The following is a 25,175-nucleotide window of genomic DNA, read 5'->3' on the forward strand; positions in this document are numbered from 1 at the left end:
CCCGACCGCTTCTATACGGTCGGGATTTTTTATTTATATATCAATATGTATTAGTCTTTCTTTTCACCTTCAGGCATCTTGTTACCCATAGTAAGGTAAGCAACAGGAGAAGCCACGAACAATGAAGAAAGAGTACCGATTACAACACCAAGGATCATTGCGAACGCGAAGCTGCGGATGCTGTCACCACCAAGAATCAGAATACTCAACAATACGATAAGTGTACTGAGTGAAGTATTGATTGTACGGCTAAGTGTTGTATTCAGTGAGTCATTGAACAACTGCATGCGGTTGCGCTGCGGATAGAGTCCGAAGAACTCACGCACACGGTCGAAGATAACCACCTTATCGTTGATAGAGTAACCGATAGCTGTCAGGATTGCTCCGATGAATGTCTGGTCAATTTCAAGTGAGAACGGCAGGATTCCATGGAACAATGAGTAAGCACCGATAATGAACAATGTATCTATTGTCAATGCCACAGTAGCACCGATACTGAATGCGATATTGTTGAATCGGACAAGGATGTAAAGACCGATTGCTATAAGAGCGAATACTACTGACCAGATAGCTGAAGTCTTGATATCGTCAGCCACACTAGGACCTACCTTCTGAGAACTGATGATAGAACCACCTGTACGATTATCGCGGTCGATGAATATTTCAAGAGTTGTACCTTCGCCAAGCAAATTTCCTTCTTTCAAAGATTCGTAAAGGAATGCTTCGATTTCAGCATCGATAGTTGGAGAATCTTCTTCAATACGGTAGTTGGTAGTTACACGGATAGTCTTACCGTCTGTACCAAGAGCGATAGCCTGTACGTTTGCATCACCAACCTTAGACTGGAGCAAGCTGCGTACTGTTTCAGGCTGAACTACCTGTTCGAACTGAACTACAAAGTTACGTCCACCTGTGAAGTCGATACTCTGTGCAAGACCACGAACGAAGAATGAGATGATACATACTACAATAACGATACCCCAAACAGTGAATGATTTCCTAGTAGCACCCATGAAGTTATAGTGCACATTCTGCATCAGGTTCTTAGAGATACCTGTTGTGAATGTAAGGTTCAACCACTTGTCTTTATTCATATAGTGTTCGTAAACAATACGAGTCAGGAACACTGCTGTAAAGAACGAGCAGAGGATACCGATAATCAATGTAGTGGCGAAACCACGGATAGGACCTGTACCGAAGTTGAACAGGATGATACCTGTGATGATTGAAGTCAAGTTAGAGTCGAAGATAGCCGAGAACGCATTTGAGTAACCTTCAGACAATGCCTGACGAGTACCCTTACCGGCGCGAAGCTCTTCTTTAGTACGTTCATAGATAAGCACGTTAGCATCCACAGCCATACCAAGTGACAATACCATACCGGCAATACCTGACATAGTAAGCGCAGCGTGGAACGAAGTAAGGATACCAAGTGTGAAGAAGAAGTTTACGAACAATGCAAGGTTGGCAATCATACCCGGGATGAAGCCGTACATTACGCACATGTAAACCATAAGAACAATCAAGGCAACGATGAATGACATGATACCCTGGTTGATAGATTCCTGACCAAGAGAAGGACCTACGATGTCTTCCTGTACGATACGGGCAGGAGCAGGCATCTTACCAGACTTCAATACGTTAGCCAAGTCTTTTGTTACTTCAGGAGTAAAGTTACCTGTAATCTGTGAGTTACCACCAGTGATTTCACCGTTTACACGTGGAGCACTGTAAACATAACCGTCAAGTACGATAGCGATTTCACGACCTACGTTCTGCTTAGTAAGAACTGCCCAACGGCGAGAACCTTCAGTGTTCATAGACATGCTTACGCATGGCTTGTTGAACTGGTCGAACTCATCGCGTGCATTTACGATAACGTCACCTTCAAGTGGAGCACGTCCGTTACGCTGAGTAGACTTGATGGCATAAAGTTCGAAGATACGGCCTGTCTTGTCCATATCCGAAGCCTTAACACCCCACATAAGTTTCAAGTCACGAGGAAGGATGTTCTTCACTTCCTTCATGTTCAACACTTTATTAATCTGGATAGTGTCATTATAATCAGCATAACCTACGATACAACCTACACCACTCTGGTTCAACTGAAGAACAGACAACAAAGGATGTTCTTTCTTCAACTGTTCCATATTAACATTAGCTTCAGCAGTTTCACCCTTCAAGGCAGCAGTAAGGCTGTCTTTTGCAGATACGGCAGAAGCAGCTTCTTCCTTAACTTCTACAGAATCAGTAGCCTCAGTTACAGAAAGGATATCGCGTGCGCGGCTGTCAGCAGATGCAAGGATAGGCACGATTTCAGAAGCCTCGTAAGTTTCCCAGAACTCAAGATTTGCAGAACCCTGAAGAAGTTTTCTCACACGTTCAGGTTCCTTGATACCAGGAAGTTCGACCATGATACGACCCATTTTTCCTTCAAGAGTCTGGATATTAGGCTGAACCACACCGAAACGGTCGATACGAGTACGCAAAACGTTGTATGAGTTTTCTACAGCAGCCTTAACTTCTTCACGAAGAGCAGCTTCTACTTCTGCGTCAGTGCTGCGTGTATTTACTTTGTCTTTCAATTGCTGAGTTGCGAAGATTTCAGCAAGCTTGCCTTCAGGAGCCTGTTTCTTGTACTCTCTTACGAACAATGTGATAAAGTCCTCCTGGCTTGTAATCTGCTGTTTTGCAGCTTCTGCCACAGCAGCATTGAAAGCTTCGTCCGGCTTATTATCAGCAAGTGTTTTTACTACGTCAGGAACAGACACTTCAAGAATGACGTTCATACCACCCTTCAGGTCAAGACCCAAACCAATCTCCATCTCACGGCAGTCTTTCAGCGAGTAAACTCCCAACCACACCTTTTCATTCTGCATAGAATCAAGGTAGTGTGCAGCACCCTTCGGATCCTGTTCTGCCAACTTCATGTGATGGCGAGTAACGAATGAGAACGAAAGGTAAAAAGCACATGCAAGGGTCAAAAGTACCGCAAAGACTTTTACAAATCCTTTGTTTTGCATGATAGTTTAATTTATTTTATTTTACTTTTTAATTAGATACGTTTTTTCAAGGTTGCAAATATAGCTTTTTTTTCTGTTTATAGCTGAAAGAATGCTGATATTTTGATAAATATGAACAAAAAAAGGTCGCAAAAACGTTATTTTGCGACCTTTTTATAATATATTATTAAACTGATTTTACTTTAATCCTCTGTTTTTCAGCATAGGTTCGATGCTAGGTTCCTGTCCGCGGAATGTTACGTATAGCTTCATAGGATCGTCCGAGCCACCTTTCTCAAGAATATTCTTGCGGAATGCTGTAGCAGTAGCCTGGTCGAATAGACCTTTTTCCTCGAATGCGCTGAAAGCGTCGGCATCAAGTCTTTCCGCCCACAGATAAGCATAATATCCTGCTGCATATCCACCAATGATATGGTTGAAGTAAGTAGCGCGATAGCGTGGCGCAATCTGAGGTATCAGTCCAAGCTTGTCCATAACTTGCTTTTCGTATGCCATAACGTCAAGTCCTTCAGTTGAAGTGAGCAGATGGAATTCCATATCAAGAATAGCGGCAGCAAGAAGTTCTGTAGTCATGAATCCGCTGTTGAACAGTGCCTGGTTTTCTATCTTGGCAATAAGTTCGTCAGAGATAGTTTCTCTTGTCTGATAATGTTTTGCATAAATCTTCATTACCTCAGGAGCAACAGTCCAGTGTTCCATTATCTGAGAAGGAAGTTCCACGAAGTCACGAGCCACTGATGTACCTGACACTCCATAGTACTTACACTGAGAAAGCATTCCGTGGAGTGCGTGTCCAAACTCATGGAACATAGTGCGAGCCTCGTCGATAGAAAGCAGTGAAGGAACATCACCTACAGGTTTTGTAAAGCTACCTACATTATATATTATAGGACGTACTCCTTCTTTCTGTTCGCGGAAATTGCTCATCCATGCACCGCTTCTCTTGCTTGCGCGTGGCATGAAATCCGAATAGAATACTCCCAAATATGAACCGTCAGCATCGTTCACGATGAAAGTTTCTACATCCTTATTATATACAGAAATGGAATCAACCTTAGTAAGAGTTATTCCGTACAGTTTGTTAACTACATAGAACAATCCGCTTCTTACATCTTCAAGGCTGAAATACGGTTTGATTTCATCTTCATTCAAGTTATATTTTTCCTGACGGAGTTTTTCAGCGTAATACCACCAGTCCCATGCCTCAAGCTTTTCTCCTTTTCCTTCCTTATACATAATCTTCTGGAGCTCGGCTGCCTCAACCTTGGCATTCTTTATAGAATATTTCCAGAGCTCGTTCAGGAAGTTCATCACGTTTTCAGGAGTCTTGGCCATATTGTTCTGAAGAACATACTGTGCATAGTTGTCGAATCCCATCAGTTTAGCCTTTTCCAGACGGAGAGTAAGGATTTGTTTCAAAACCTCCTTGTTGTCGTTCGCATCACCGTTGTTACCCATGTTTGTATATGCCAGATACATTTTCTTTCTCAATTCGCGGTTCTGTGCATACTGCAGGAACGGAGTTCTGCTTGAAGCCTGAAGAGTGAAAAGCCACTTTCCGTCCATTCCGTTAGCCTTAGCCTCGGTAGCCGCACCTGCTATTACTGATTCAGGAAGACCTGCAAGATCGGCTTCATTGTCGATAACCAACTTGAAAGCATTATTCTCCGCCAATACATGATTGCCGAACTCTATTGACAGAGTAGACAACTTACTGTTTATCTCACGCAGTCTAGTCTGGCTTTCAGCATCAAGAGATGCACCTGACGATACGAATCTCTTATAGTATTTGTCCAGCAGATAGTGCTGTTCGGTAGTAAGCTGGATTTCTCCGTTAGCTTCCTGTTCATGAACGGCAGCCACACGCTGATAAAGATCCATATTCAGGTAGATATTGTCATTATGAGCCGACAATAGTGGAGCCATCTTCTCTTCCAGAGCCATAAGTCCGTCGTTGGTATCAGCCTCTGTAAGAGCATAGAACACACCTGCCACTCTCGAAAGTATCTCACCGCTGTTATCCAATGCCACGATAGTGTTCTCGAATGTAGGTTTTGCAGGATTTTCCACAATAGCCTTAATCTCGGCATTCTGCTGTTCGATACCTTTCAGGAAAGCCGGTTCATAGTGTTCCAACTTGATGTTGTTAAAGTCCGGAGTTCCATACGGAGTCTGGAACTCTGTCATAAACGGATTTACTGTATCCGCCTGTTTCTGGCTGCATGCACACACCATGCTGCCCAAAGCCAAAGCCATCATTACTTGTTTCATATATCTGAGTTATTAAGTTATTTCTTTATTTCCAGTCGGCATCTCAACGGATAATGATCCGATGTATCTATCGAATCGTCCACACGGCATTCCAGAACCTTGTAAGCATCACCCACCATGATGTGGTCTATTCTGAAGTAAAGAAAGTTTCTGTTATATGTTATTCCGGGACCGTTGCCAGCCTCTTTATATGCATCCTGTAACCTTTCGCAGATTTTATTATGTACATACGAAACCGGAGTATCGTTAAAATCACCGCAAACAATCATATACGGAGAATACTCCTTTTCTATATACTCTGAAATGACATCAGCCTGCGGTCCGCGTATAGCCATAGCATCAGCCAGTTTCTTCAACAGATATTTACTACCGCTCTTCACCTTATCCTCATCCGGCGACTTCAGCATATCGGTATATACCTCCTTATCGTGCGCATCCAGCTTATTGGATTCCAGATGATTGACAATCACAGGTATATCATGATCCTTGTATTTGACTGAGAAGATAGCACTTCCGTTACTCTTGCTCACAATATTTATACCTTCGATGAGTCTTACAGTATATTTTGAATAGCATGCGATGGAATTTCCATTTACAGTATAAACCCTCATATAAGGATAAACTTTCAACAGAGAATTCTTAATTGTCGAATTATTCAAAGGATATTCCTGAAGGCAAACAATATCCGCTCCACTTTCCTTGATATAATCCAATATCGGATTTATCTTGCTTCCGTCGGCAGCTTTCTTCGTCTGCATCTGCATCACATTATACGTCAATACCTCTAAAGTTTCCCCACCAGAGCTATCTGAAGAAAAATTTACCGGACTGTACGACATCAGTGAGCTCCATCCCAAAAGAAAAAAAGCGACCGGGACAACCACCATCTTCAATTTGGCAAATGCCCAAAACACAATGAAGCACAGATTTAGAATTATAAATATAGGAATGAAAAGCCCTGTACAAGCCCATACGGGGTGCTGTACAGGCGAAATCATGGGACTATAGGCACATATCAGAAAGCCTGCACCTACAATAAGATTGATAATCAGAAAAAAGAACTTGAATGTTTTCCTTATGAATTTCATCTTCTGCTTGCATCAAAAAGTTTCTTCTTCTCATCCTCCGACAAGCTGCCATAACCGGATTTCTTCAATTTCTCAAGTATACGGTTTATCTCGTCCTCATCAGCCTTCTTACGTTCATTATAGTCATACTGTTGCTGATGTTTGCCGTAATGCACTTTCATCTTCGGCTTGCGTTTAGGTAACTTGAATCCATTGGTAAAGAAGTCGATAACGGCATTAATCCATTTTGTAGCGTCGGTACCTCTGGCAAGTCCCATAGAAAACCAGAAACCCGCAGCAGCACCGCCCAGATGGGCAATATGTCCGCCCGCATTGCTTGAGGTCATGAAAAGCAAATCGAAGAGAACCATAAACAATGCCACGTATTTCAGTCGGACAGAACCAATAAACATAAACTGTACCGGGAACTCAGGCTCTCTGACGGCAGTAGCCACCACTATGGCAAGTACCGAGGCAGATGCCCCAACCATCACGGCACTAATCCTTGACAGTTCGAAATACGGGAATACATTATAAGATATAATATACAGTATTCCTCCGCAAAGTCCACCTAATATATAAAGTCCTCTGAGATGTTTCGACGAGAAATAATTCAGGAAAAGATTGCCGAACCAGTATAGCCACAGCATATTGAACAGAATATGCAGCAAGCCGCCATGCATAAACATATATGTTATTATCGACCATGGCTGCATGAGAAATGTTGGAATCCACGCATGAAGGCTCAAAGCCTCGGCTATAGGATTATAAGGAACATTGAAAAGCATAAGAAATACGCTTATCAGCTCCACAAACACAAAGACAACACAGTTAATCAGTATCAGTCGTCCTACGATATTTCTTCCAAAGAAATTATTCTTCAAATCAGTAAATAGTCTGTCCGTTACCATTTTTCTTCCTCCAGTATAAAATAAGAATAAATCCGAACAGCATACCTCCAAGATGAGCGAAGTGTGCCACATTATCATTTGCCGACATTCCCAAGAAAAGTTCAACCACTGCATAGAATATCACAAAGAACTTGGCCTTTATAGGGAATGGAAGCGGGAACACGAACATCTGACTGTTAGGGAACAGCATACCGAATGCAAGCAGGATACCATAAATTGCTCCGGAGGCACCGACGGTACGCATCATATTGAGGTATTCTTCCATAGGAATTATACCGAAACCGGTCTGTACACTGTCGTAATTTGAAAGCACTGTCTCATATTCTACAAATTGTACTATCTCCTGAATAAGCCCGGCTCCTATACCGCATACCATATAATAGATGAGGAACCTCTTAGACCCCCACACTTGTTCAAGCACACGTCCAAACATCCAAAGGGCAAACATATTGAAGAATATATGAGTAAAACCGCCGTGCATAAACATATATGTCACAAGCTGCCCCATATTGAAATCGGAAGCCATAAAGAAGTGCAGACTCAGAATCTTTTCGGCATCAATACCATATCTTTCAGCCACTATCGCGCCGAAAAAACACAATACGTTGATAATAAGCAGATTTTTCGTTATCGGTGGAATGTTGTTATTCATACTCTAAACAATTAATTTACAAATACACAGATTTATTATCATCTGTCTGAAAACTACTTGCAAAAGTAACATTATATTCCTTTATAATGAAAAGTGTTATAGTTTTTTACATATTTGGTAGATATTTGACTTACTGATACAAAAACAGATTTATAGACCGGTGCTGTCTCTCAGCACAAGCAGACTCTCCGGTCCCATATTGAAGAGCAAATCCACAATGCTTAAATCCGGCTGGAATCCGTGGCGGGAGTCGAACACCTGATAATACGGTACGGGGCGGCAGAATGAGGTCATATCTACGGCTGATTTCTTAGGATGTATAGCCTCACGTAAGTCAAGGATACCTTCTCCGGCATCCATATATTCACTGGTTGGAACAAGTTCGGGCTGAATGTCTATCTGCTCGCACAGCCACTGCGTCAGTTCCATATTGAAATCATAAAGGAACTCATATTTCCTGTCGAAAAAGGCATTGAACTCATCGGCATAATAATCGAAGAAAGGGCTTTGCTTGTATGCAGCCACAAACGCATTGCGGTGCACGTGACGCCAGTTGCCGTGTTCAGAAACCCTTATATCCTTCATGGCACACTTGCCTTCGGACGATTTCTCCACAGGTATGGTCAGCGCCAGAGGACCGTCGGCAGAAGCTATAACGCATCTGTTTCGGTATGTCTGTTTCATGTAATGGTCATATCTTTCAATATAAGCTTTCCTGCATGAATACAATGCTGCGAAATATGAAACCGGAGCCAGATACGCCGACCCGAGGATAATTTCTTTACTTTCCATCATCTGTGTTTACTGAATTTTTTTCATGAACCTTCCCTTCTTCGAAGGATACCATATTCTTAATGCCTTGCCTATGATATGATTCTCCGGCACAAAGCCGAACAGGCGCGAATCGTTAATGTTTACAGGATCGTTGGATACCATCCAGTAATAATCCTGCGAGAATGTATATTCTTTAACCGGCTTGCCGTCGACATACACCGTATCACCCTTCAGAGACGCGTCGCGCTTCTCATGAAAGGCTATCATATTTCCTATCAAAGCTGCATTCCACGGATATATCTTAACTGGAGTTCCTTTCTGCGGAACCACAAAAGGATATGCCTTACGGCTATTCTCCGGATAAAGCGGTGCAAGTTTCAATTTTTCTCCAAGCCTCTGAGTGATGAGATAATGTTCATAATAGCTGAAGCTCCTGATGTAATTGCCCTCGGGAGTATAACCTGCCAGCTGATTATCAGTTATTCCCAAAGAATGAAGCACGCTGTCCATAGTTTCTTCCCTCTCTGCCGGATATGAATAAAGTGCTTTTGTATCCGGACTGAACACATCCGTTCCCTCTGCTATAAGCTGATTATTGAGCATCAGAGTATCGCCTGGGGTTCCTATGCATCTGCTGATATACAGTTCTCTTCTGTCCACCGACAATGAAGTATCTGCAGGCATAGGATTATTGAATACTACTATATCACCCTGTCTGACCTCGGAAGGAAGCAACCTTTTGTAACCGAACACCGACTGCAGAGGCACACGCCAGCCGTAACTCCATTTGCCCACCAGGACTCCTTCTCCTCGGTAAAGTGTGTTCTCCATACCTGAAGAAGGTATAAAACATGATGTGACAAACAGGGTTCTTACGATAATCACCGCCAGCACGGCTATGACTATGACTCTGATATATGTCAGCCAGGGTTTCAAGAAGTTACTTTATATTATCTACGAACTTAAACAATCTGTTCCAGCGTACTTTTCCGTCGAACCATCCTCTGTCCTTGTCAAGCGACAGCCAGATGAAGATAGGCTTACCCACGATATGGTCCTCAGGAACAAATCCCCAGAAACGTGAGTCGGCAGAGTTATGACGGTTGTCACCCATCATCCAGTAATAATCCATACGGAAGGTATATTTGTTTGTTTCCTCGCCGTTGATATAGATTTTGCCGTCCTTCACTTCAAGCTTGTTGCCTTCGTACACATGTATAGGGCGTTCGTATATAGGAAGATTGTCTATTGTCAGTTCAATTGTCTCACCCTTCTTAGGAATCCATACAGGTCCATAGTTGTCGGTAGTCCATCCTGTGAGCTTGTTCACCGGATACAGACCTCCCGCATCATCACCCGGAACTTCTGTTATCGATTTCACAAGATCCTTGCGTGCAAGCAGAGCAGCCTTAGCTTTCTCTGTAAGCGGGATGTTATATACAGACTCCTGCGGATAGTAAGCCATAAGGTCTTCCTTACTTATACCAAGTTCCTTGCAGAGTTCATCAGGAAGCTGACGTGTGGTCTGTACGAAATATCTGTACTGTACATTGTCCGGTTCCTTGTTTGCCTTGCCGTCAAGATAAACTATCTTGTTCTTGATTTCGAGTGTCTGTCCCGGAAGTCCCACGCAACGTTTCACGTAGTTCTCACGTCTGTCAACCGGACGGCTCACCACTTCGCCGAACATAGACTTGTTTTCATTAATATATCTGCGGCCTACTGCATAATAGTAGTCATATACATCGCGCTGCTGCAGCGGAGTAAGAGCCGACATATCAACAGGTTTGGAAAGCTCCTTACCAGCCTGATAGCTTATACGGTAGATATCCTCTGCCGGCATGGCTGTAGCCACAGTATCACCTGCAGGAAAATTGAATACCACGATATCGTTAAGCTGTACGTGACCGAGAGCATCCACACGCTTATAGTCCCATTCAGGCCATTCCAGATACGACTTGCAGTTGAACACCGGAAGAGTGTGCTGAGTAAGCGGCATGTGAAGCGGAGTCTGCGGAATCCTTGCTCCATAGCTCATCTTGCTCACAAACAGATAGTCGCCCACGAGCAACGACTTCTCCAGCGAAGACGAAGGAATGACGTAGTTCTGGAAGAAATACAGATTGACGAAATATACTGCCACCAGAGCGAATACGATGGCATCTACCCAGCTCATCACGGTTACGACAAGCGGATTGGTAGATTTCTTCCACCATGTCCAAGGTATTTTCTTGGTTATATAAACATCGAAGATAAACGGTATGGCAACTATACCAAGCCAGCTCTTCAGCCAGATGATGAATGCCAGATAAAGAACCATTGCTATGGCAAACTTTATCCATTGTTTGCGTGATGCCTGTATCATTTTGTGAATTAGGAATTAAAAATTAAGAATTAAAAGCTGAAAATCAGCCAAGATAATTAAAAGTTGAACAAGTCATTCATACCTAAGAATCCTGTATGTCCAGCAGTATATTCAGCTGCAAGCACAGCACCAAGAGCGAATCCCTTACGGTTCTTGGCATCGTGAGTAATGATGATTGAATCAGCTTCAGATTCGTATGTTATGGTGTGAATACCCGGCACTTCGTCGCGACGTATTGCGCTCACAGGCATTTCGTTTGGAGCACACTCAGTTGTACCTGTCACAGTTCCGTCCGGAGCAGTAAGTGTTCCCATAACCCATTTGTCCTTGCGGTCAAGGTTCTCCAGAATACCTTCAGCCAGAGTAATGGCAGTACCGCTTGGAGCGTCAAGCTTGTGAATGTGATGAGTTTCCACCATCGACACATCATATCCCGGGAAATTATTCATTATGCGGGCCAGATATTTGTTTACGGCAGAGAATATAGCCACGCCAAGGCTGAAGTTTGACGACCAGAACAGAGTGGCACCTTCTTCGGTACACATGCGGCGCATCTCATCACCATGTTCGCCCATCCATCCAGTACTGCCTGAAACCACCTTTACACCATTCTTGAAAGCCGACAAACAGTTGTTGTAAGCCACAGAAGGAGCAGTAAACTCTATTGCCACATCAGCCGAGCGGAACGCTTCTGACTCAAAATCCTGTGTATTATTTATATCAATGATGCTAACAATCTCATGTCCGCGTGAAAGGGCAATCTTTTCTATCTCTTTGCCCATTTTTCCATATCCAATTAATGCTATCTTCATATTTTTCGATTTATTTTAGCCACAAAGATAATGCTTTTCATTATAAATCATTACATTTAGGCAATATTTACACTCGTTAGCATGGAACAACTTTTACATTACGTATGGAAACACAAACTTTTCCCGCTTAAGCCGTTACGTACTACAGACGGCATGGAAGTGGAAGTTATTGACCCGGGACTATGGAACACCAATGCCGGTCCCGACTTCTTCAATGCCAAAATCAAGATAGGAGGCGTATTGTGGGTGGGAAACATAGAGATACACCTCAAAGCTTCCGACTGGAAGACACATCATCATGACACAAATTCCGATTACGACAATGTAATTCTACACGTAGCGTCCGACATTGACTATGAGCCATGCAGACCGAATGGCGAGAAGATTCCACAGATGGAACTGCACTACCCCACTTATCTTGTGGACAGCTACAACGAGCTGATACGCACGGCACATTATCCTGCATGCTACAGGCTCATTCCGTCGCTGTCCAAACTACTGATGCACAGCTGGCTGAACACACTCCAAATAGAGCGTTTCGAAGAAAAGACGGAACGCATAATGAGACTGATGGAAAAGTATAACAATAACTGGGAAGACGTGTTCTTCATCACCCTGGCGCGCAACTTCGGTTTCGGAACCAACAGCGAAGCCTTCGAACTGTGGGCACAGACCATTCCGCTAAGGGCTGTGGACAAGCATCGTGACAGTCTGTTCCAGATAGAAGCCATCTTCTTCGGACAAGCAGGACTACTTGATGCCACATACGATGAATATACAGACAAGCTTCTGAAAGAATATACATACCTGAAACACAAATTCGGTTTCACTACTTCGGACAACTGCCGCTGGAAACTGCTGCGTATGCGTCCCGGAAATTTCCCACACGTAAGGATTGCCCAGCTGGCAAAACTGTATCACACATCACAAGGATTGCTGTCAAGAATTCTTGAAGCTGAAACGATAGAACAACTGAGACCGATGTTTGAGACAGACACCTCAGAATACTGGATAACGCACTACACTTTCGGCGAAGTATCCACTCCTTTAAAGAAAAACCTCAGTACTTCATCAATCAACCTGCTGATTATAAATACGGTAATACCATTCCTCTATGCCTACGGAAAACACAGAGGAATAAACCGTCTTACGGCGCGTGCCTCAGAAATGCTGGAAACGCTGAAACCGGAAAACAATTACATCACACGAATGTGGAAAGAATGCGGACTGGAAGCCGCACATGCAGGCGACAGCCAGGCTCTTATACAGCTGAAAAAGAATTACTGCGATCCGAAGAAATGCCTGTACTGCCGCATAGGGTTTGAGTATTTGAAAAAAACTACCTAATCCCATCTACTTCGTTCAGATAGACTGACAGCTTGTTTGCCTTGTGTATGGCTTTCCTTTTCTTCTTGTCAAGTTCGGGAAGCCAGTACTCCCACATGGACTTCATTTTAAGAAGAAGCTGTGCATCGCCGCCCTCGATAGTTTCCGAATATCTTTGATACATCAGAGAATGCATACGGCGTACCTTGGCATACAGTTCGTCCTGCTTGAGTTCCGAACCAGATTTATATCCGGCAGCCAAAGCACCGTCGGCAAGCAGCCCGCGACCTATCATCACACCATACAAGTCGGGGAACTTATCTACAACCATTTGTATGTCTGCCACACTACACAAATCGCCATTATACACCAACGGCTTCCGACATTCATTATAGAACTCCGCAAAAGCCTCCATATCCACCTCACCCTTATACTGCTGTTTGCCGATACGAGGATGAAGAGTAACCATCTTCACCTCAGATGCATTTATTGCAGGAAGAATCTCTTTCCATTCATCGGCAGATATCTGTCCAAGCCGCATCTTCACGCTGAAGTTTATACCGTCAGCCACATAAGCACTAATGCACTCCATAAGCGCAGCCACCTTCTCAGGATATTGCAATATACCACTGCCCTTCCCTCTGTTCGCTATCAGCGGAAAAGGACAACCCATATTGAGGTCTATCTCCTTATATCCTAAAGTCAATATAAAATCGGCCAAAGCCTTCATTTCCTCCGGCTCGGAAGCCATAATCTGAGGAATAAGCTTTATGCCACGATTATTTTCAGGCAGTACCTCGCGCCTGTCCTTATTGCGCAGTCCGCCTTTCTCATATCTGATGAAGGGAGTGAAATAAGCATCCACCCCGCCAAACACTTCATTATGTGCCACACGCCATGCAGCCTCCGTAAAACCCTGTAACGGGGCCGCAAAAATCTTAAGTTCCTTATCCATAGACGCAAAAATATGAAGAATATTCCTTGCAACGATAGATATAAGAGGATTTTTCCGTAAGTTTGTAACTAATCAACATTAAAGGAGTAAAATGAAATACATCTTCGAACTGCAAATGAAGGTACGCGACTACGAATGCGACCTTCAGGGCATAGTGAACAATGCCAATTACCAGCACTACATAGAACACACCCGCCACGAGTTCCTCTCTTCACTGGGAGTAAGTTTCGCACGCCTTCACGACGAAGGCATAGACCCTGTAGTGGCAAGACTGAACATGGCCTTCAAGACACCGCTGAAGAGTGGCGACGAATTCATCTCCAAACTATACATCAAGAAGGAAGGCATAAAATACGTGTTCTATCAGGACATCTTCCGTCTGCCCGACATGAAGCCTGTAATAAAAGCTACAGTGGAAACCGTATGCGTGATAAACGGCCGTCTGGGCGACAGCGAAGTTTTCAACACTATTTTCTCACCATATTTCAGCGAATAATATCGCAAAATTCAAGTCAGAACACTACCATGAACGAAGAACTGCTTTATACAATGGCATTGACCCGCGTACCGGGACTTGGTCTGATAGGTGCACACCGTCTAATGGAGGCGGCAGGCTCAGCCACAACAATATTCAGCAATGCCAAGAATCTTAAAGACATTGTGCCCGACGTATCACAGAAAGTGATTGACGCTATAGTCAACTGCGATGTGCTGCGCCTGTGTGAAGCAGAGATACGTTTTGCCGAGAAGAACGGAATCAGATGTCTTACACTAAACGATGAAGACTATCCTTCTCGCCTGCGCGAATGTGATGATGCCCCACTTCTGTTATTCTACAGAGGTACAGCCAATCTAAACAGCCTGCATATAATCAATCTCGTAGGCACACGCCATGCCACAGAATATGGTAAGGACATCTGCATGCGATTTATAAATGAACTGCACGAAATCTTACCTGATACAATTATTGTAAGCGGTCTGGCATACGGTATCGACATAAACGCCCATAGAGCAGCGCTACAATACGGTCTGGATACTGTAGGTGTACTGGCACACGGTCTGGACAGAATCTATCCGGCAGTCCACCGACGTACTGCAGCAGAAATGCTCAACCACGGCGGACTCATAACCGAATACCCAAGCGGAACGAATCCCGACAGACAGAACTTCATAAAGCGCAACAGGATAGTAGCAGGAATGAGTGATGCCACCATAGTAGTAGAATCGGCAGCCAAAGGAGGCGCACTGATCACTGCCGATATAGCCGAGAGTTATAACCGCGACTGCTTTGCTTTCCCCGGTCGTATATGTGACGAATTTTCTGTTGGCTGCAACACACTTATCCGCAGCAACAGGGCAACACTACTGCAAAGTGCGGAAGAACTGGTGAAAGCCATGAACTGGGATTATACTCCTACATCAAATCCTCGCGAAGGCATACAGCGTCAGCTATTCCCAAATCTCACTCAGGAGGAAGAACTTGTAATATCGGAATTGGGAAAGAATCCTGACGGACTACAGATAAACACTATTGTTGTCAATACCAATATCCCTATAAACAAAATGACCGGTATACTGTTTGAAATGGAAATGAAAGGAATAGTCCGTACTTTGGCTGGAGGAGTTTATAAACTGGTATAAAAAAAGGGGACAACGCCTTGTCCCCGTACCTTGTTAACCTTAAATCTAATACTATGAAAAAAATCACGTTGCAAATGTATCAAATACACGTAATAAATCCAAATATTTCTCCGGTAAAAGTTATTGATTTAAAAATATTTCACATTATAAGTTATACTATCAATCTCATTACAATCCGATAGTAGATATACATATCATTTTCAACATAAAGAATAAATCAAATATTGATATGAGAAGACATTAACAAATAAAAAATCCGGTTTCAACGAATGAAACCGGATTTTAATTCAGTTATATAGACAGTTATTAGTCTTTCAGTTTAGCCTTGATGAAGTCGCGGTTCAAGCGGGCAATGTTGCTGATAGAAACGCATTTCGGACATTCTGCTTCACAAGCACGAGTGTTTGTACAGTTACCGAAACCAAGTTCGTCCATCTTAGACAACATAGCTTTTGCACGACGCAAAGCTTCTGGCTTACCCTGAGGAAGAAGGTTCAACTGGCTGACTTTTGCAGAAACGAAAAGCATAGCAGAACCGTTCTTACATGCAGCTACACAAGCACCGCAACCGATACATGTAGCAGCATCCATAGCTTCGTCAGCAACTGTCTTAGGGATAAGGATAGCGTTTGCATCCTGAGGAGCACCTGTAGATACGCTTACGAAACCACCAGCCTGCATAATCTTGTCGTATGCAGAACGGTCAACCATCAAGTCCTTGATTACAGGGAAACCTGCAGAACGCCATGGTTCAACTGTGATAGTGTCACCGTCTTTGAAACGACGCATATAAATCTGGCAAGTAGTAGCACCTGTTGCAGGTCCGTGTGGATGTCCGTTGATGTACAATGAGCACATACCGCAGATACCTTCACGGCAGTCGTGGTCGAATACTATAGGTTCTTTACCTTCTTCAATCAACATTTCATTCAAGATATCGAGCATTTCGAGGAATGAAGTATCACCCGGAATGTCTTTCATCTGGAATGTATCGAAATGACCTTTGTCCTTAGGTCCGTTCTGACGCCATACTTTCAGCGTAAATGATATATTTTTATCCATTTTACTTCTTTTCTTTAAATTGTTTTACTTCGTCTCAGATTAGCTCAATTAGCTCTTGTAGTTACGAGTCTGTACCTTAATTGCTTCATAAACCAATGGTTCCTTATAAAGTACAGGAGCCTTGTCGTCGCTTCCCTGGTATTCCCAGCAAGCTACATAGAAGAAGTTTTCGTCATCACGCTTAGCTTCACCTTCTTCAGTCTGGTGTTCTTCACGGAAGTGACCACCGCAAGATTCTTCACGGTTCAAAGCATCGTAAGCGATAAGCTGACCCATAGTGATGAAGTCGTCAAGACGGAATGCCTTGTCAAGCTCGATGTTCATACCTTCTTTTGAGCCAGGGATAAACAGTTCTGTTTCGAATTCCTTGCGGATTTCTTTCAGACGTTCCAAACCTTTTGTCAAGCCTTCTTTTGTACGTCCCATACCTACGAAGTCCCACATTACGCGGCCCAATTCCTTGTGGATTGAGTCAACTGATTTCTTACCCTTGATGTTCATCAGGTGGTCAATCTTAGCCTGAACAGCCTTTTCAGCTTCAGCGAATTCAGGAAGATCTGTAGAGAAACGAGGAACTGTAATCTGGTCTGACAAGTAGTTCTGGATTGTGTATGGCAATACGAAGTAACCATCAGCAAGACCCTGCATCAATGCAGATGCACCAAGACGGTTTGCACCGTGGTCAGAGAAATTACATTCACCGATTGCGAACAGACCCTTGATAGTTGTCTGAAGTTCGTAGTCAACCCAAATACCACCCATTGTATAGTGGATAGCAGGATAAATCATCATTGGATTGTAGTATTTGCGTCCGTTGATTTCTTTTGCAAGTTCACCCGGATTAACGTCTGTGATTTCTTCGTACATATCGAAGAGGTTACCGTAACGCTGAAGAACTACATCAAGACCGAGACGTTCGATACTTTCAGAGAAGTCAAGGAATACGGCAAGACCTGTGTTGTTAACACCGAATCCGTGGTCGCAACGTTCCTTGGCTGCACGTGAAGCAACGTCACGTGGAACAAGATTACCGAATGCAGGATAACGGCGTTCCAAATAGTAGTCACGGTCTTCTTCAGGGATATCACTACCCTTCTTGGTTCCTGCCTGAAGTGCTTTTGCATCTTCAATTTTCTTAGGAACCCAGATACGACCGTCGTTACGAAGTGATTCTGACATCAATGTAAGCTTAGACTGCTTGTCACCGTGTACTGGAATACAAGTTGGGTGAATCTGAACGTAAGCAGGGTTAGCAAACATAGCTCCCTTACGGTAGCAAGACATAGCAGCTGTTACGTTACATGCCATAGCGTTAGTAGAAAGGAAGTAAGTGTTACCGTATCCACCAGTTGCGATAACTACTGCGTGAGCAGCAAAACGTTCAAGTTTACCTGTTACGAGGTTCTTGGCGATGATACCGCGAGCACGGCCTTCAACCAAAACCACGTCAAGCATTTCGTAACGAGTGTACAATTTTACCGTACCTACACCTACCTGACGGCTCAATGCAGAGTATGCACCGAGAAGCAACTGCTGACCAGTCTGACCTTTAGCATAGAAAGTACGTGATACCTGTGCACCACCGAAAGAACGGTTGGCAAGTGTACCGCCGTATTCACGAGCGAAAGGAACACCCTGTGCCACGCACTGGTCGATAATATTGTTTGAAACTTCGGCAAGACGGTAAACGTTAGCTTCACGAGCACGATAGTCACCACCTTTCACTGTATCGTAGAAAAGACGATATACAGAGTCACCGTCGTTCTGATAGTTCTTAGCAGCGTTGATACCACCCTGTGCAGCGATAGAGTGTGCACGGCGTGGAGAGTCCTGGATACAGAAGTTGAATACACGGAATCCCATTTCACCAAGTGAAGCGGCAGCAGAAGCACCTGCCAAACCTGTACCTACAACAATGATATCCAAGCGGCGTTTGTTAGCCGGGTTCACCAATTTCTGGTGAGCTTTATAGTTAGTCCATTTCTCAGCTATTGGGCCTTCAGGAATCTTAGAATCTAAAACTTTAGTCATAATGTTTTTAATTTAATCAGTTACACTTTTCAATTAGCAAGCACCGCAACCCATCATGTTTTTCAGGAAGAATACTACTGCTACAAGAGCAAATCCCAACACGATGATTGTTGAATAGATGTTAGAGATGCATTTCCAACGGTTGATCCAAGTCTTGTTGTTCCAACCCAATGACTGCATAGAGCTCCAGAATCCGTGAGTAAGGTGGAACCAGAGAGCTGCCAACCAAATCAGGTACAATACGAAGAACACAGGATTAGAGAATGTCTGCATGATGTAACCGTAACCGTCTGTTGCGTGAAGACCGCCCAACATCGGCTCGTGGATAATTTCAGCAAACTGCATCTTGTACCAGAAATTGACAAAGTGAAGTGCCAATCCCAAAATCACGATGATACCAAGAACAAGCATGTTCTGTGAAGCCCATTCTACGTTCTTTGGTTTAACTGTTACTGCATAGCGTTCGCTACCGCGTGCAGCACGGTTCTGGATAGTCAACCAGAAAGCGTAAATGATGTGAATTACAAACAAGGCAGCCAAACCAAGAGTTGCAACCAATGCGTACCAGTTAGCACCCAGGAATTCGCAAATCATGTTGTATGCCTCACCTGAGAACAATGCAACAAGGTTCATCGCCATGTGAAATGTCAGAAACAGGACAAGGGCGATACCTGTAACGCTCATCACCACTTTCCTACCAATAGATGAATTACTTAACCACATAAATGATTGATTTTAAATTATTTAATAATTAAAACTAAAATAGTCTTTATTAATGGTCTTTAGATTTGGCAAAGTTAGGCTATTTCCATCATTATTACAAACAATTAAGGAAATAATTCTTTAATTTTAGTTGACAAGGTTTCAGTTCAAATAGACAAGGTTTCCATACAGACGGAAACCTTGTCAACCCGTCAGTTAATCTTCTATAATATCAAGTCCTTTCTGCACAGTCTCGTTCATAGAGTTTATAACCTGGAAATATTCGTTCATATCCCACAGGTCGCGTGCTATAAGTGCCTTCAACTGTGTCTTTATAAGTGGAAGGGCAGTCTTGTATTCTTCTTCATTATACTCTATTCCCATTGTCTTGCCAAGAGCTATCAAATTGTCCAGCATTTCATCGGTCACATCAAATCGCTTGTTGAAACGGTCGAATGTCTTATATTTTGCCTTCCATTCGCTGCGATATGCATCTATAAGCTTAAGGTTCTGCTGTACAATGGCTCCTTTGTCGCGCAACGCCAAATAATAATCTGTATAATATGTAGTGTCAATAGGCACAAAGTAGTCAGGCATTATACCTCCGCCGCCATATACTACTCGTCCTTTCTTCAAAGTCCTTGTTTTCAAAGAGTCAGGGAAGTGAATACTGTCAGCACTCTGCATCTCACCACGGTTGTATCTCTCGATAAGGTCTCTGTTATACTGTTCTATACTTTCGTACGGTTTCTGTATACATCTGCCTGAAGGAGTGTAATAGCGTGCCACAGTGAGACGTATCATAGAACCGTCAGGAAGATCTATCGGTCTCTGCACAAGTCCTTTACCGAAAGTACGTCTGCCCACTACTGTTCCTCTGTCCCAGTCCTGAATGGCTCCTGTCACGATTTCGCTTGCCGAAGCAGAGAACTCATCTACCAACACAACAAGCTTGCCGTTTCGGAAATCACCATTTCCACGGGCCTTAAACTCTGTACGTGGATTGCGCCTACCTTCTGTATAGACAATCAGCTCACCTTTTTCCAGTACATGGTTTGCTATCTCTATGGCAGCATTCAGATAACCTCCTCCGTTTCCCTGAAGGTCAATAATAAGATTGCGCATACCTTCTTTCTGTAATTTATGTAGTGCATCCTCAAACTCTTCTGCCGTAGTGGCTGCAAAACGGCTTATACGAATGTATCCTGTAGTCTTGGTCATCATATAAAAGGCATCAAGACTATAGACAGGAATCTTGTCGCGCTTCACTGTGAAAGGCAACAATTCCTTCACTCCGCGACGCATAATCTTCAGATTGACTTTTGTACCTTTCGGACCACGAAGACGGCGCATTATTTCCTCTGTACTCATCTTTACACCGGCTATAACAGTATCGTTTACCTCAATTATACGGTCGCCAGCCAGGATACCGACTTTCTCGGACGGACCTCCAGATACTGGTTGAATAACAAAAAGTGTATCTGTAGCCATATTGAACTGAACTCCAATACCGTCGAAATTACCTACAAGCGGTTCATTCAACTTCTTTACTTCCTCAGGATTGGAGTAAGTGGAATGAGGGTCCAACTTTTCAAGCATATTGATTATGGCATCTTCTACAAGTTTTTCTTCATCCACATCGTCAACATAAAGATTGGCAATGGCGAATTCTGCCAGCTGTAGTTTTCTAGCCGGCGAGTTCAATAATTTATTCTGAGCTTCAACAATCAGTGCTGTGCTCATGGATAAACATATAATAAATAATAATTTAAGCTTCATATATATTTTTTGTTACGAGCTGACGAGTTGACATAGTTCTTTTTAGTTACAAACTATAAAGCTTTCCATCAATACGGAAGCCCAGTCAACATATAATTACAGTTTCATACCTTTAGGAAGAAAAGGACTTACATCCTTGCCAAACTGAAGAAGTTCGCGCACGATAGTTGAACTTACCGAAGTCAGTTCAGGCTCGGTGAACAGCAGAATGGTTTCTATACCTGCCATCTTGCGATTAATGTCGGCAATGGTTTCTTCGTATTCAAAGTCACGCACTGTACGTATACCGCGCACTATGAACTGCGCACCACACTCGCGGGCAAAGTCTATTGTCAAGCCGGAATATGAGGCAACCTTTATTCTAGGCTCGTCTGCATAGAGCTTGCTTATCATCTCCACACGTTTCTCCGTAGGGAACCATGTGCGCTTGCTGTCGTTTATACCGATACCTATTACCACCTCATCCATAAAAGTAAGGGCACGTTTCACTACCGAATAGTGTCCGATAGTAAACGGATCGAAGGTACCGGGGAATATTGCTTTTTTCATTTCATTTATAAATTAACGTCTTCCTCAACCACCAGATTCTCAATAATGAAATTCTGTCTCTCCATGGTATTTTTTCCCATATAGAATTCCAGAAGTTCCTTCACGGCATCAGTCTTTCTCAGAGTCACCTGTTCCAGACGCATATCCTCACCAATAAAGTTACGGAACTCATCGGGAGATATTTCTCCAAGACCTTTGAATCGGGTTATTTCCGGATTAGGTCCGAGTTCATCAATAGCGGCAAGTCTTTCCTCGTCGGTGTAACAATAGCGTGTAACGTATGTACCTTTCTTCCTGTTTCTCACACGGAACAAAGGAGTCTGAAGTATATACACGTGACCTTTCTTTATCAGATCGGGGAAGAACTGCAGGAAGAATGTTATCATCAGCAGGCGTATGTGCATACCATCGACATCGGCATCAGTAGCCACAATCACCTTATTATATCTAAGTCCGTCCAGACCGTCCTCGATGTTGAGTGCAGCCTGAAGGAGATTGAATTCCTCATTTTCGTAAACCACCTTCTTAGTCAGTCCGAAAGAGTTGAGCGGTTTACCGCGCAAACTGAAGACAGCCTGTGTATTCACATCACGGCTCTTTGTTATTGAGCCACTGGCAGAGTCACCCTCGGTGATGAATATGGCACTGTCCAGACGCGGGTCTTTTTCTTCGTCCTTCTTGCCGGACTTCACATCATTCAGATGTATGCGGCAGTCGCGCAGCTTACGGTTATGCAGATTTGCCTTCTTTGCCCTTTCGCGTGCTATCTTTGTCACTCCGGCAATGGCTTTTCTTTCTTTTTCCGATTCCTGTATCTTCTGCAGCAATATTTCTGCCACATCAGGATGCTTGTGGAGATAGTTATCGACATTCTCCTTTATGAAATCGCCAACAAACTTATTCACACTCACTCCCGAAAGCGGATAAGGATTGCCGTCAGAATCTTTCTCAGGAGCCATTGTAAGCGAACCGAGCTTGATTTTTGTCTGGCTTTCGAATGTAGGTTCTATCACGTTTATCGCGATGGCAGCCACCAGACCGTTACGTATGTCCTGGAATTCAAGATTCTTGCCATAAAATTCCTTTATGGTGCGTGCTATATGTTCCTTGAACGCGCTCTGATGCGTACCTCCCTGAGTGGTGTGCTGTCCGTTGACAAACGAATAATACTCCTCGCCATATTGAGGGCTGTGAGTGAATGCTATTTCAATGTCCTCGCCTGTGATATGCACTATAGGATATATACCCTGTGCAGTCATATTGTCGTTCAGCAGGTCCTCAAGTCCATTACGGCTGACGATACGCCGTCCGTTGTAATAGATAGACAAACCGGTATTGAGGTAAGTGTAGTTGCGGAGCATCGTTTCGATAAACTCCGGACGGAAATGATAGTTCAGGAAGAGGGTATTGTCCGGTTCGAAAAAGATAAACGTACCGTTCTCCTCGTCAGTAGTCGAAGTGGTATCACTCACCAACTCTCCCCTTTCGAAAATTGCCTCACGCATCTGTCCGTCGCGTACGCTTCGTGCAATGAATTTCACACTCAGTGCATTCACTGCCTTAGCACCCACACCGTTAAGTCCGACACTTTTCTTGAAAGCTTTGGTATCGTATTTACCTCCGGTATTCAACATGGACACTGCATCCACAAGGCTTCCCAAAGGGATACCACGGCCATAGTCGCGTACCGATACTCTGAGATTATCCTCCAGAGTGATGTCAATACGCTTTCCTACCCCCATCTTGAATTCGTCAATACTGTTGTCCACCACTTCCTTGAGCAACACATATATACCGTCTTCCGCCTGCGAGCCGTCGCCCAGACGTCCGATGTACATACCCGGACGGGTACGCACATGTTCCATGTCGCTCAAGTGACGGATGTTCTCTTCCGTATATGACACCTGAGGTTCCGAAGCATTAATATTCTGATTCAGTTCATCCATTGTATATAAAAACTCAATTAATCTTTCTCTTATAAGCACGACGACGCTTGTGCTGTACAGGTTCGAATGCACTCCACTGCGACTGTACTTTCTTGTTTTCTTCCAGTTCAGGATTACTTTCTCCGTATTCGAATCCCATTTCCTTATATACCGGTACAAGATCGTAGAACAACAGCGCGTTCACACCCTTATTCTGATATTCCTGCTTCACTCCTACGAGCAGCAAATCAAGTATCTTAGGTTTCTTGATAAACAGGGCTTTGAGCAAGTGCCACCATCCGAAAGGCAGCATTTTTCCTTTAGCTTTCTGAAGAGCTACAGACAATGAAGGCATTGATATACCTACTGCCACCAGCTCACCTTGGGCATCTTCCACAAGCGACACCATACGCAGGTCTATCACAGGCAGATACATCTTTATGTACTGGTCTATCTGTCCCTGAGTCATCTTTGAGAAGCCGTAAAGCGGAGCATAAGCCTCGTTGATAAGATCAAATATCCTCTGACCGTAATTTTTCTCATTCAGTTCCTTACGGGTGAGTTTCTTGATCTTGAGATTATATTTCTGAAGAATTATTTCTGATATACGTACAAACTTTTCAGGGAGTTTTTCAGGCACTTTGAGTTTGAATTCCACCCAGTCTGCTTCCTTTTCGAAACCAAGTTTCTCAATATGGACAGGATAATATGGGTAATTATATATAGTCGCCATGGTACTCAGCTGGTCGAATCCCTCTACAAGCATTCCTTCAGGGTCCATATCGGTAAATCCAAGCGGACCTACCACATATTCCATGCCTCTTTCCTTTCCCCATTTTTCCACTTCATCAATAAGAACCTTCGACACCTCTGCATCGTCGATGAAGTCAATCCATCCGAAACGTACCTCCTTCTTGTTCCATGTCTCGTTGGCACGATTATTTATAATGGCTGCCACACGTCCAACAGGTTTTTCATCCTTATATGCCAGGAAATATTCAGCCTCGCAGAATTCGAAAGCAGCATTTTTATCCTTGCTTAAAGTGTTAACCATGTCGTCGTACAAATCGGGTACGGAATAAGGATTGTTTTTGTATAATTCATAATTGAGACGAATGAAAGTGCGAAAATCTTTCTTCGTCCTGACTTTCTTAATGATAATGGCCATTTTTGTTAAATTGAAATTTCGGCGTAAAGTTAATATTTTTTGTGCTTATTTCATGACTGTTACGGTAAAAATAAGGGATTTACCCGAAATAAGAAATTAATACTGGAAACAAAAAGATAATTCTACAGTACAAAAAGCTGTTTATATGCTCAATGATTCTAT

At 43.4% G+C, this 25,175-nt stretch carries 20 protein-coding genes; 3 read left to right on the forward strand and 17 right to left on the reverse strand.

The genetic code is table 11. The features are described from left to right. Positions 1 to 50 precede the first annotated feature (50 nt). The 9 genes from secDF to dapB form a co-directional block, all read right to left on the reverse strand. Positions 51 to 3,023: a protein translocase subunit SecDF gene (gene secDF / locus I6E24_RS07900; protein WP_235327657.1), complete on the reverse strand. Its 2,973-nt coding sequence runs from the start codon at positions 3,021 to 3,023 to the stop codon at positions 51 to 53. Between the two features lie 177 nt (positions 3,024 to 3,200). Next, complete coding sequence (locus tag I6E24_RS07905) at positions 3,201 to 5,294, reverse strand: M3 family metallopeptidase (protein WP_235327658.1); 2,094 nt, start codon at positions 5,292 to 5,294, stop codon at positions 3,201 to 3,203. 17 nt (positions 5,295 to 5,311) lie between these two features. Then, complete coding sequence (locus tag I6E24_RS07910; protein WP_235327659.1) at positions 5,312 to 6,382, reverse strand: endonuclease/exonuclease/phosphatase family protein; 1,071 nt, start codon at positions 6,380 to 6,382, stop codon at positions 5,312 to 5,314. Continuing rightward, positions 6,379 to 7,272: a rhomboid family protein gene (locus I6E24_RS07915; protein WP_235327660.1), complete on the reverse strand. Its 894-nt coding sequence runs from the start codon at positions 7,270 to 7,272 to the stop codon at positions 6,379 to 6,381. Before I6E24_RS07915 ends, I6E24_RS07910 begins: the two co-directional genes overlap by 4 nt. Further along, positions 7,247 to 7,924, reverse strand: coding sequence for a rhomboid family intramembrane serine protease (locus tag I6E24_RS07920; protein ID WP_235327662.1), 678 nt, complete (start codon positions 7,922 to 7,924; stop codon positions 7,247 to 7,249). The genes I6E24_RS07915 and I6E24_RS07920 overlap by 26 nt, the downstream gene beginning before the upstream one ends. A gap of 150 nt (positions 7,925 to 8,074) precedes the next feature. Further along, complete coding sequence (locus I6E24_RS07925; protein WP_394800376.1) at positions 8,075 to 8,719, reverse strand: WbqC family protein; 645 nt, start codon at positions 8,717 to 8,719, stop codon at positions 8,075 to 8,077. Positions 8,720 to 8,725: 6 nt separating this feature from the next. Further along, positions 8,726 to 9,634 carry a signal peptidase I gene (gene lepB / locus I6E24_RS07930; RefSeq protein ID WP_262911907.1) on the reverse strand — a complete coding sequence of 303 codons (909 nt, stop codon included), beginning with the start codon at positions 9,632 to 9,634 and terminating at the stop codon, positions 8,726 to 8,728. A 4-nt stretch (positions 9,635 to 9,638) separates the two neighbouring features. Beyond that, positions 9,639 to 11,063 carry a signal peptidase I gene (gene lepB / locus I6E24_RS07935; RefSeq protein WP_235327664.1) on the reverse strand — a complete coding sequence of 475 codons (1,425 nt, stop codon included), beginning with the start codon at positions 11,061 to 11,063 and terminating at the stop codon, positions 9,639 to 9,641. 56 nt (positions 11,064 to 11,119) lie between these two features. Beyond that, on the reverse strand, positions 11,120 to 11,875 hold the full coding sequence (gene dapB / locus I6E24_RS07940; RefSeq protein WP_235327666.1) for a 4-hydroxy-tetrahydrodipicolinate reductase: 756 nt from the start codon (positions 11,873 to 11,875) through the stop codon (positions 11,120 to 11,122). 81 nt (positions 11,876 to 11,956) lie between these two features. Between dapB and I6E24_RS07945 the strand changes: the two genes are divergently transcribed. Further along, a complete protein-coding gene (locus tag I6E24_RS07945; protein ID WP_235327668.1) occupies positions 11,957 to 13,222 on the forward strand; it encodes a DUF2851 family protein in 1,266 nt (421 codons plus the stop codon). Here the strand turns inward: I6E24_RS07945 and I6E24_RS07950 are convergent. Next, positions 13,215 to 14,156: a tRNA-dihydrouridine synthase family protein gene (locus I6E24_RS07950; RefSeq protein WP_235327671.1), complete on the reverse strand. Its 942-nt coding sequence runs from the start codon at positions 14,154 to 14,156 to the stop codon at positions 13,215 to 13,217. The genes I6E24_RS07945 and I6E24_RS07950 overlap by 8 nt on opposite strands. A gap of 91 nt (positions 14,157 to 14,247) precedes the next feature. On the opposite strand from I6E24_RS07950, the gene I6E24_RS07955 reads away from it, so the two are divergent. Both I6E24_RS07955 and dprA read left to right on the forward strand, forming a co-directional pair. After that, positions 14,248 to 14,652, forward strand: a complete 405-nt coding sequence (locus I6E24_RS07955; protein WP_154043560.1) for an acyl-CoA thioesterase — start codon at positions 14,248 to 14,250, stop codon at positions 14,650 to 14,652. Positions 14,653 to 14,681: 29 nt separating this feature from the next. Next, complete coding sequence (gene dprA / locus I6E24_RS07960; protein ID WP_235327673.1) at positions 14,682 to 15,797, forward strand: DNA-processing protein DprA; 1,116 nt, start codon at positions 14,682 to 14,684, stop codon at positions 15,795 to 15,797. 306 nt (positions 15,798 to 16,103) lie between these two features. Here dprA and I6E24_RS07965 read toward each other — a convergent pair whose 3' ends face one another. The 7 genes from I6E24_RS07965 to I6E24_RS07995 form a co-directional block, all read right to left on the reverse strand. Continuing rightward, positions 16,104 to 16,859, reverse strand: a complete 756-nt coding sequence (locus I6E24_RS07965) for a succinate dehydrogenase/fumarate reductase iron-sulfur subunit (protein ID WP_204444126.1) — start codon at positions 16,857 to 16,859, stop codon at positions 16,104 to 16,106. 48 nt (positions 16,860 to 16,907) lie between these two features. Further along, the gene (locus I6E24_RS07970; protein WP_235327675.1) at positions 16,908 to 18,890 is read right to left on the reverse strand and encodes a fumarate reductase/succinate dehydrogenase flavoprotein subunit; all 1,983 of its coding nucleotides are present in this window, start codon (positions 18,888 to 18,890) and stop codon (positions 16,908 to 16,910) included. A 33-nt stretch (positions 18,891 to 18,923) separates the two neighbouring features. After that, positions 18,924 to 19,613, reverse strand: coding sequence for a succinate dehydrogenase/fumarate reductase cytochrome b subunit (locus I6E24_RS07975; protein ID WP_235327677.1), 690 nt, complete (start codon positions 19,611 to 19,613; stop codon positions 18,924 to 18,926). Between the two features lie 195 nt (positions 19,614 to 19,808). Further along, positions 19,809 to 21,335, reverse strand: a complete 1,527-nt coding sequence (locus I6E24_RS07980; RefSeq protein ID WP_235327679.1) for a S41 family peptidase — start codon at positions 21,333 to 21,335, stop codon at positions 19,809 to 19,811. A gap of 132 nt (positions 21,336 to 21,467) precedes the next feature. Further along, positions 21,468 to 21,920 (reverse strand): pantetheine-phosphate adenylyltransferase, encoded by a 453-nt coding sequence (gene coaD / locus I6E24_RS07985; protein WP_235327681.1) that lies wholly within the window; start codon positions 21,918 to 21,920, stop codon positions 21,468 to 21,470. A gap of 5 nt (positions 21,921 to 21,925) precedes the next feature. Next, entirely contained in the window at positions 21,926 to 23,866 is a 1,941-nt protein-coding gene (locus I6E24_RS07990; RefSeq protein ID WP_154044723.1) for a DNA topoisomerase IV subunit B, read from the reverse strand. Between the two features lie 13 nt (positions 23,867 to 23,879). Further along, entirely contained in the window at positions 23,880 to 25,013 is a 1,134-nt protein-coding gene (locus I6E24_RS07995; RefSeq protein ID WP_235327683.1) for an N-acetyltransferase, read from the reverse strand. Positions 25,014 to 25,175 lie beyond the last annotated feature (162 nt).

It is taken from the genome of Bacteroides caecigallinarum, assembly GCF_021530995.1.
In the GTDB taxonomy this organism is placed as follows: Bacteria; Bacteroidota; Bacteroidia; order Bacteroidales; family Bacteroidaceae; genus Phocaeicola; species Phocaeicola faecigallinarum.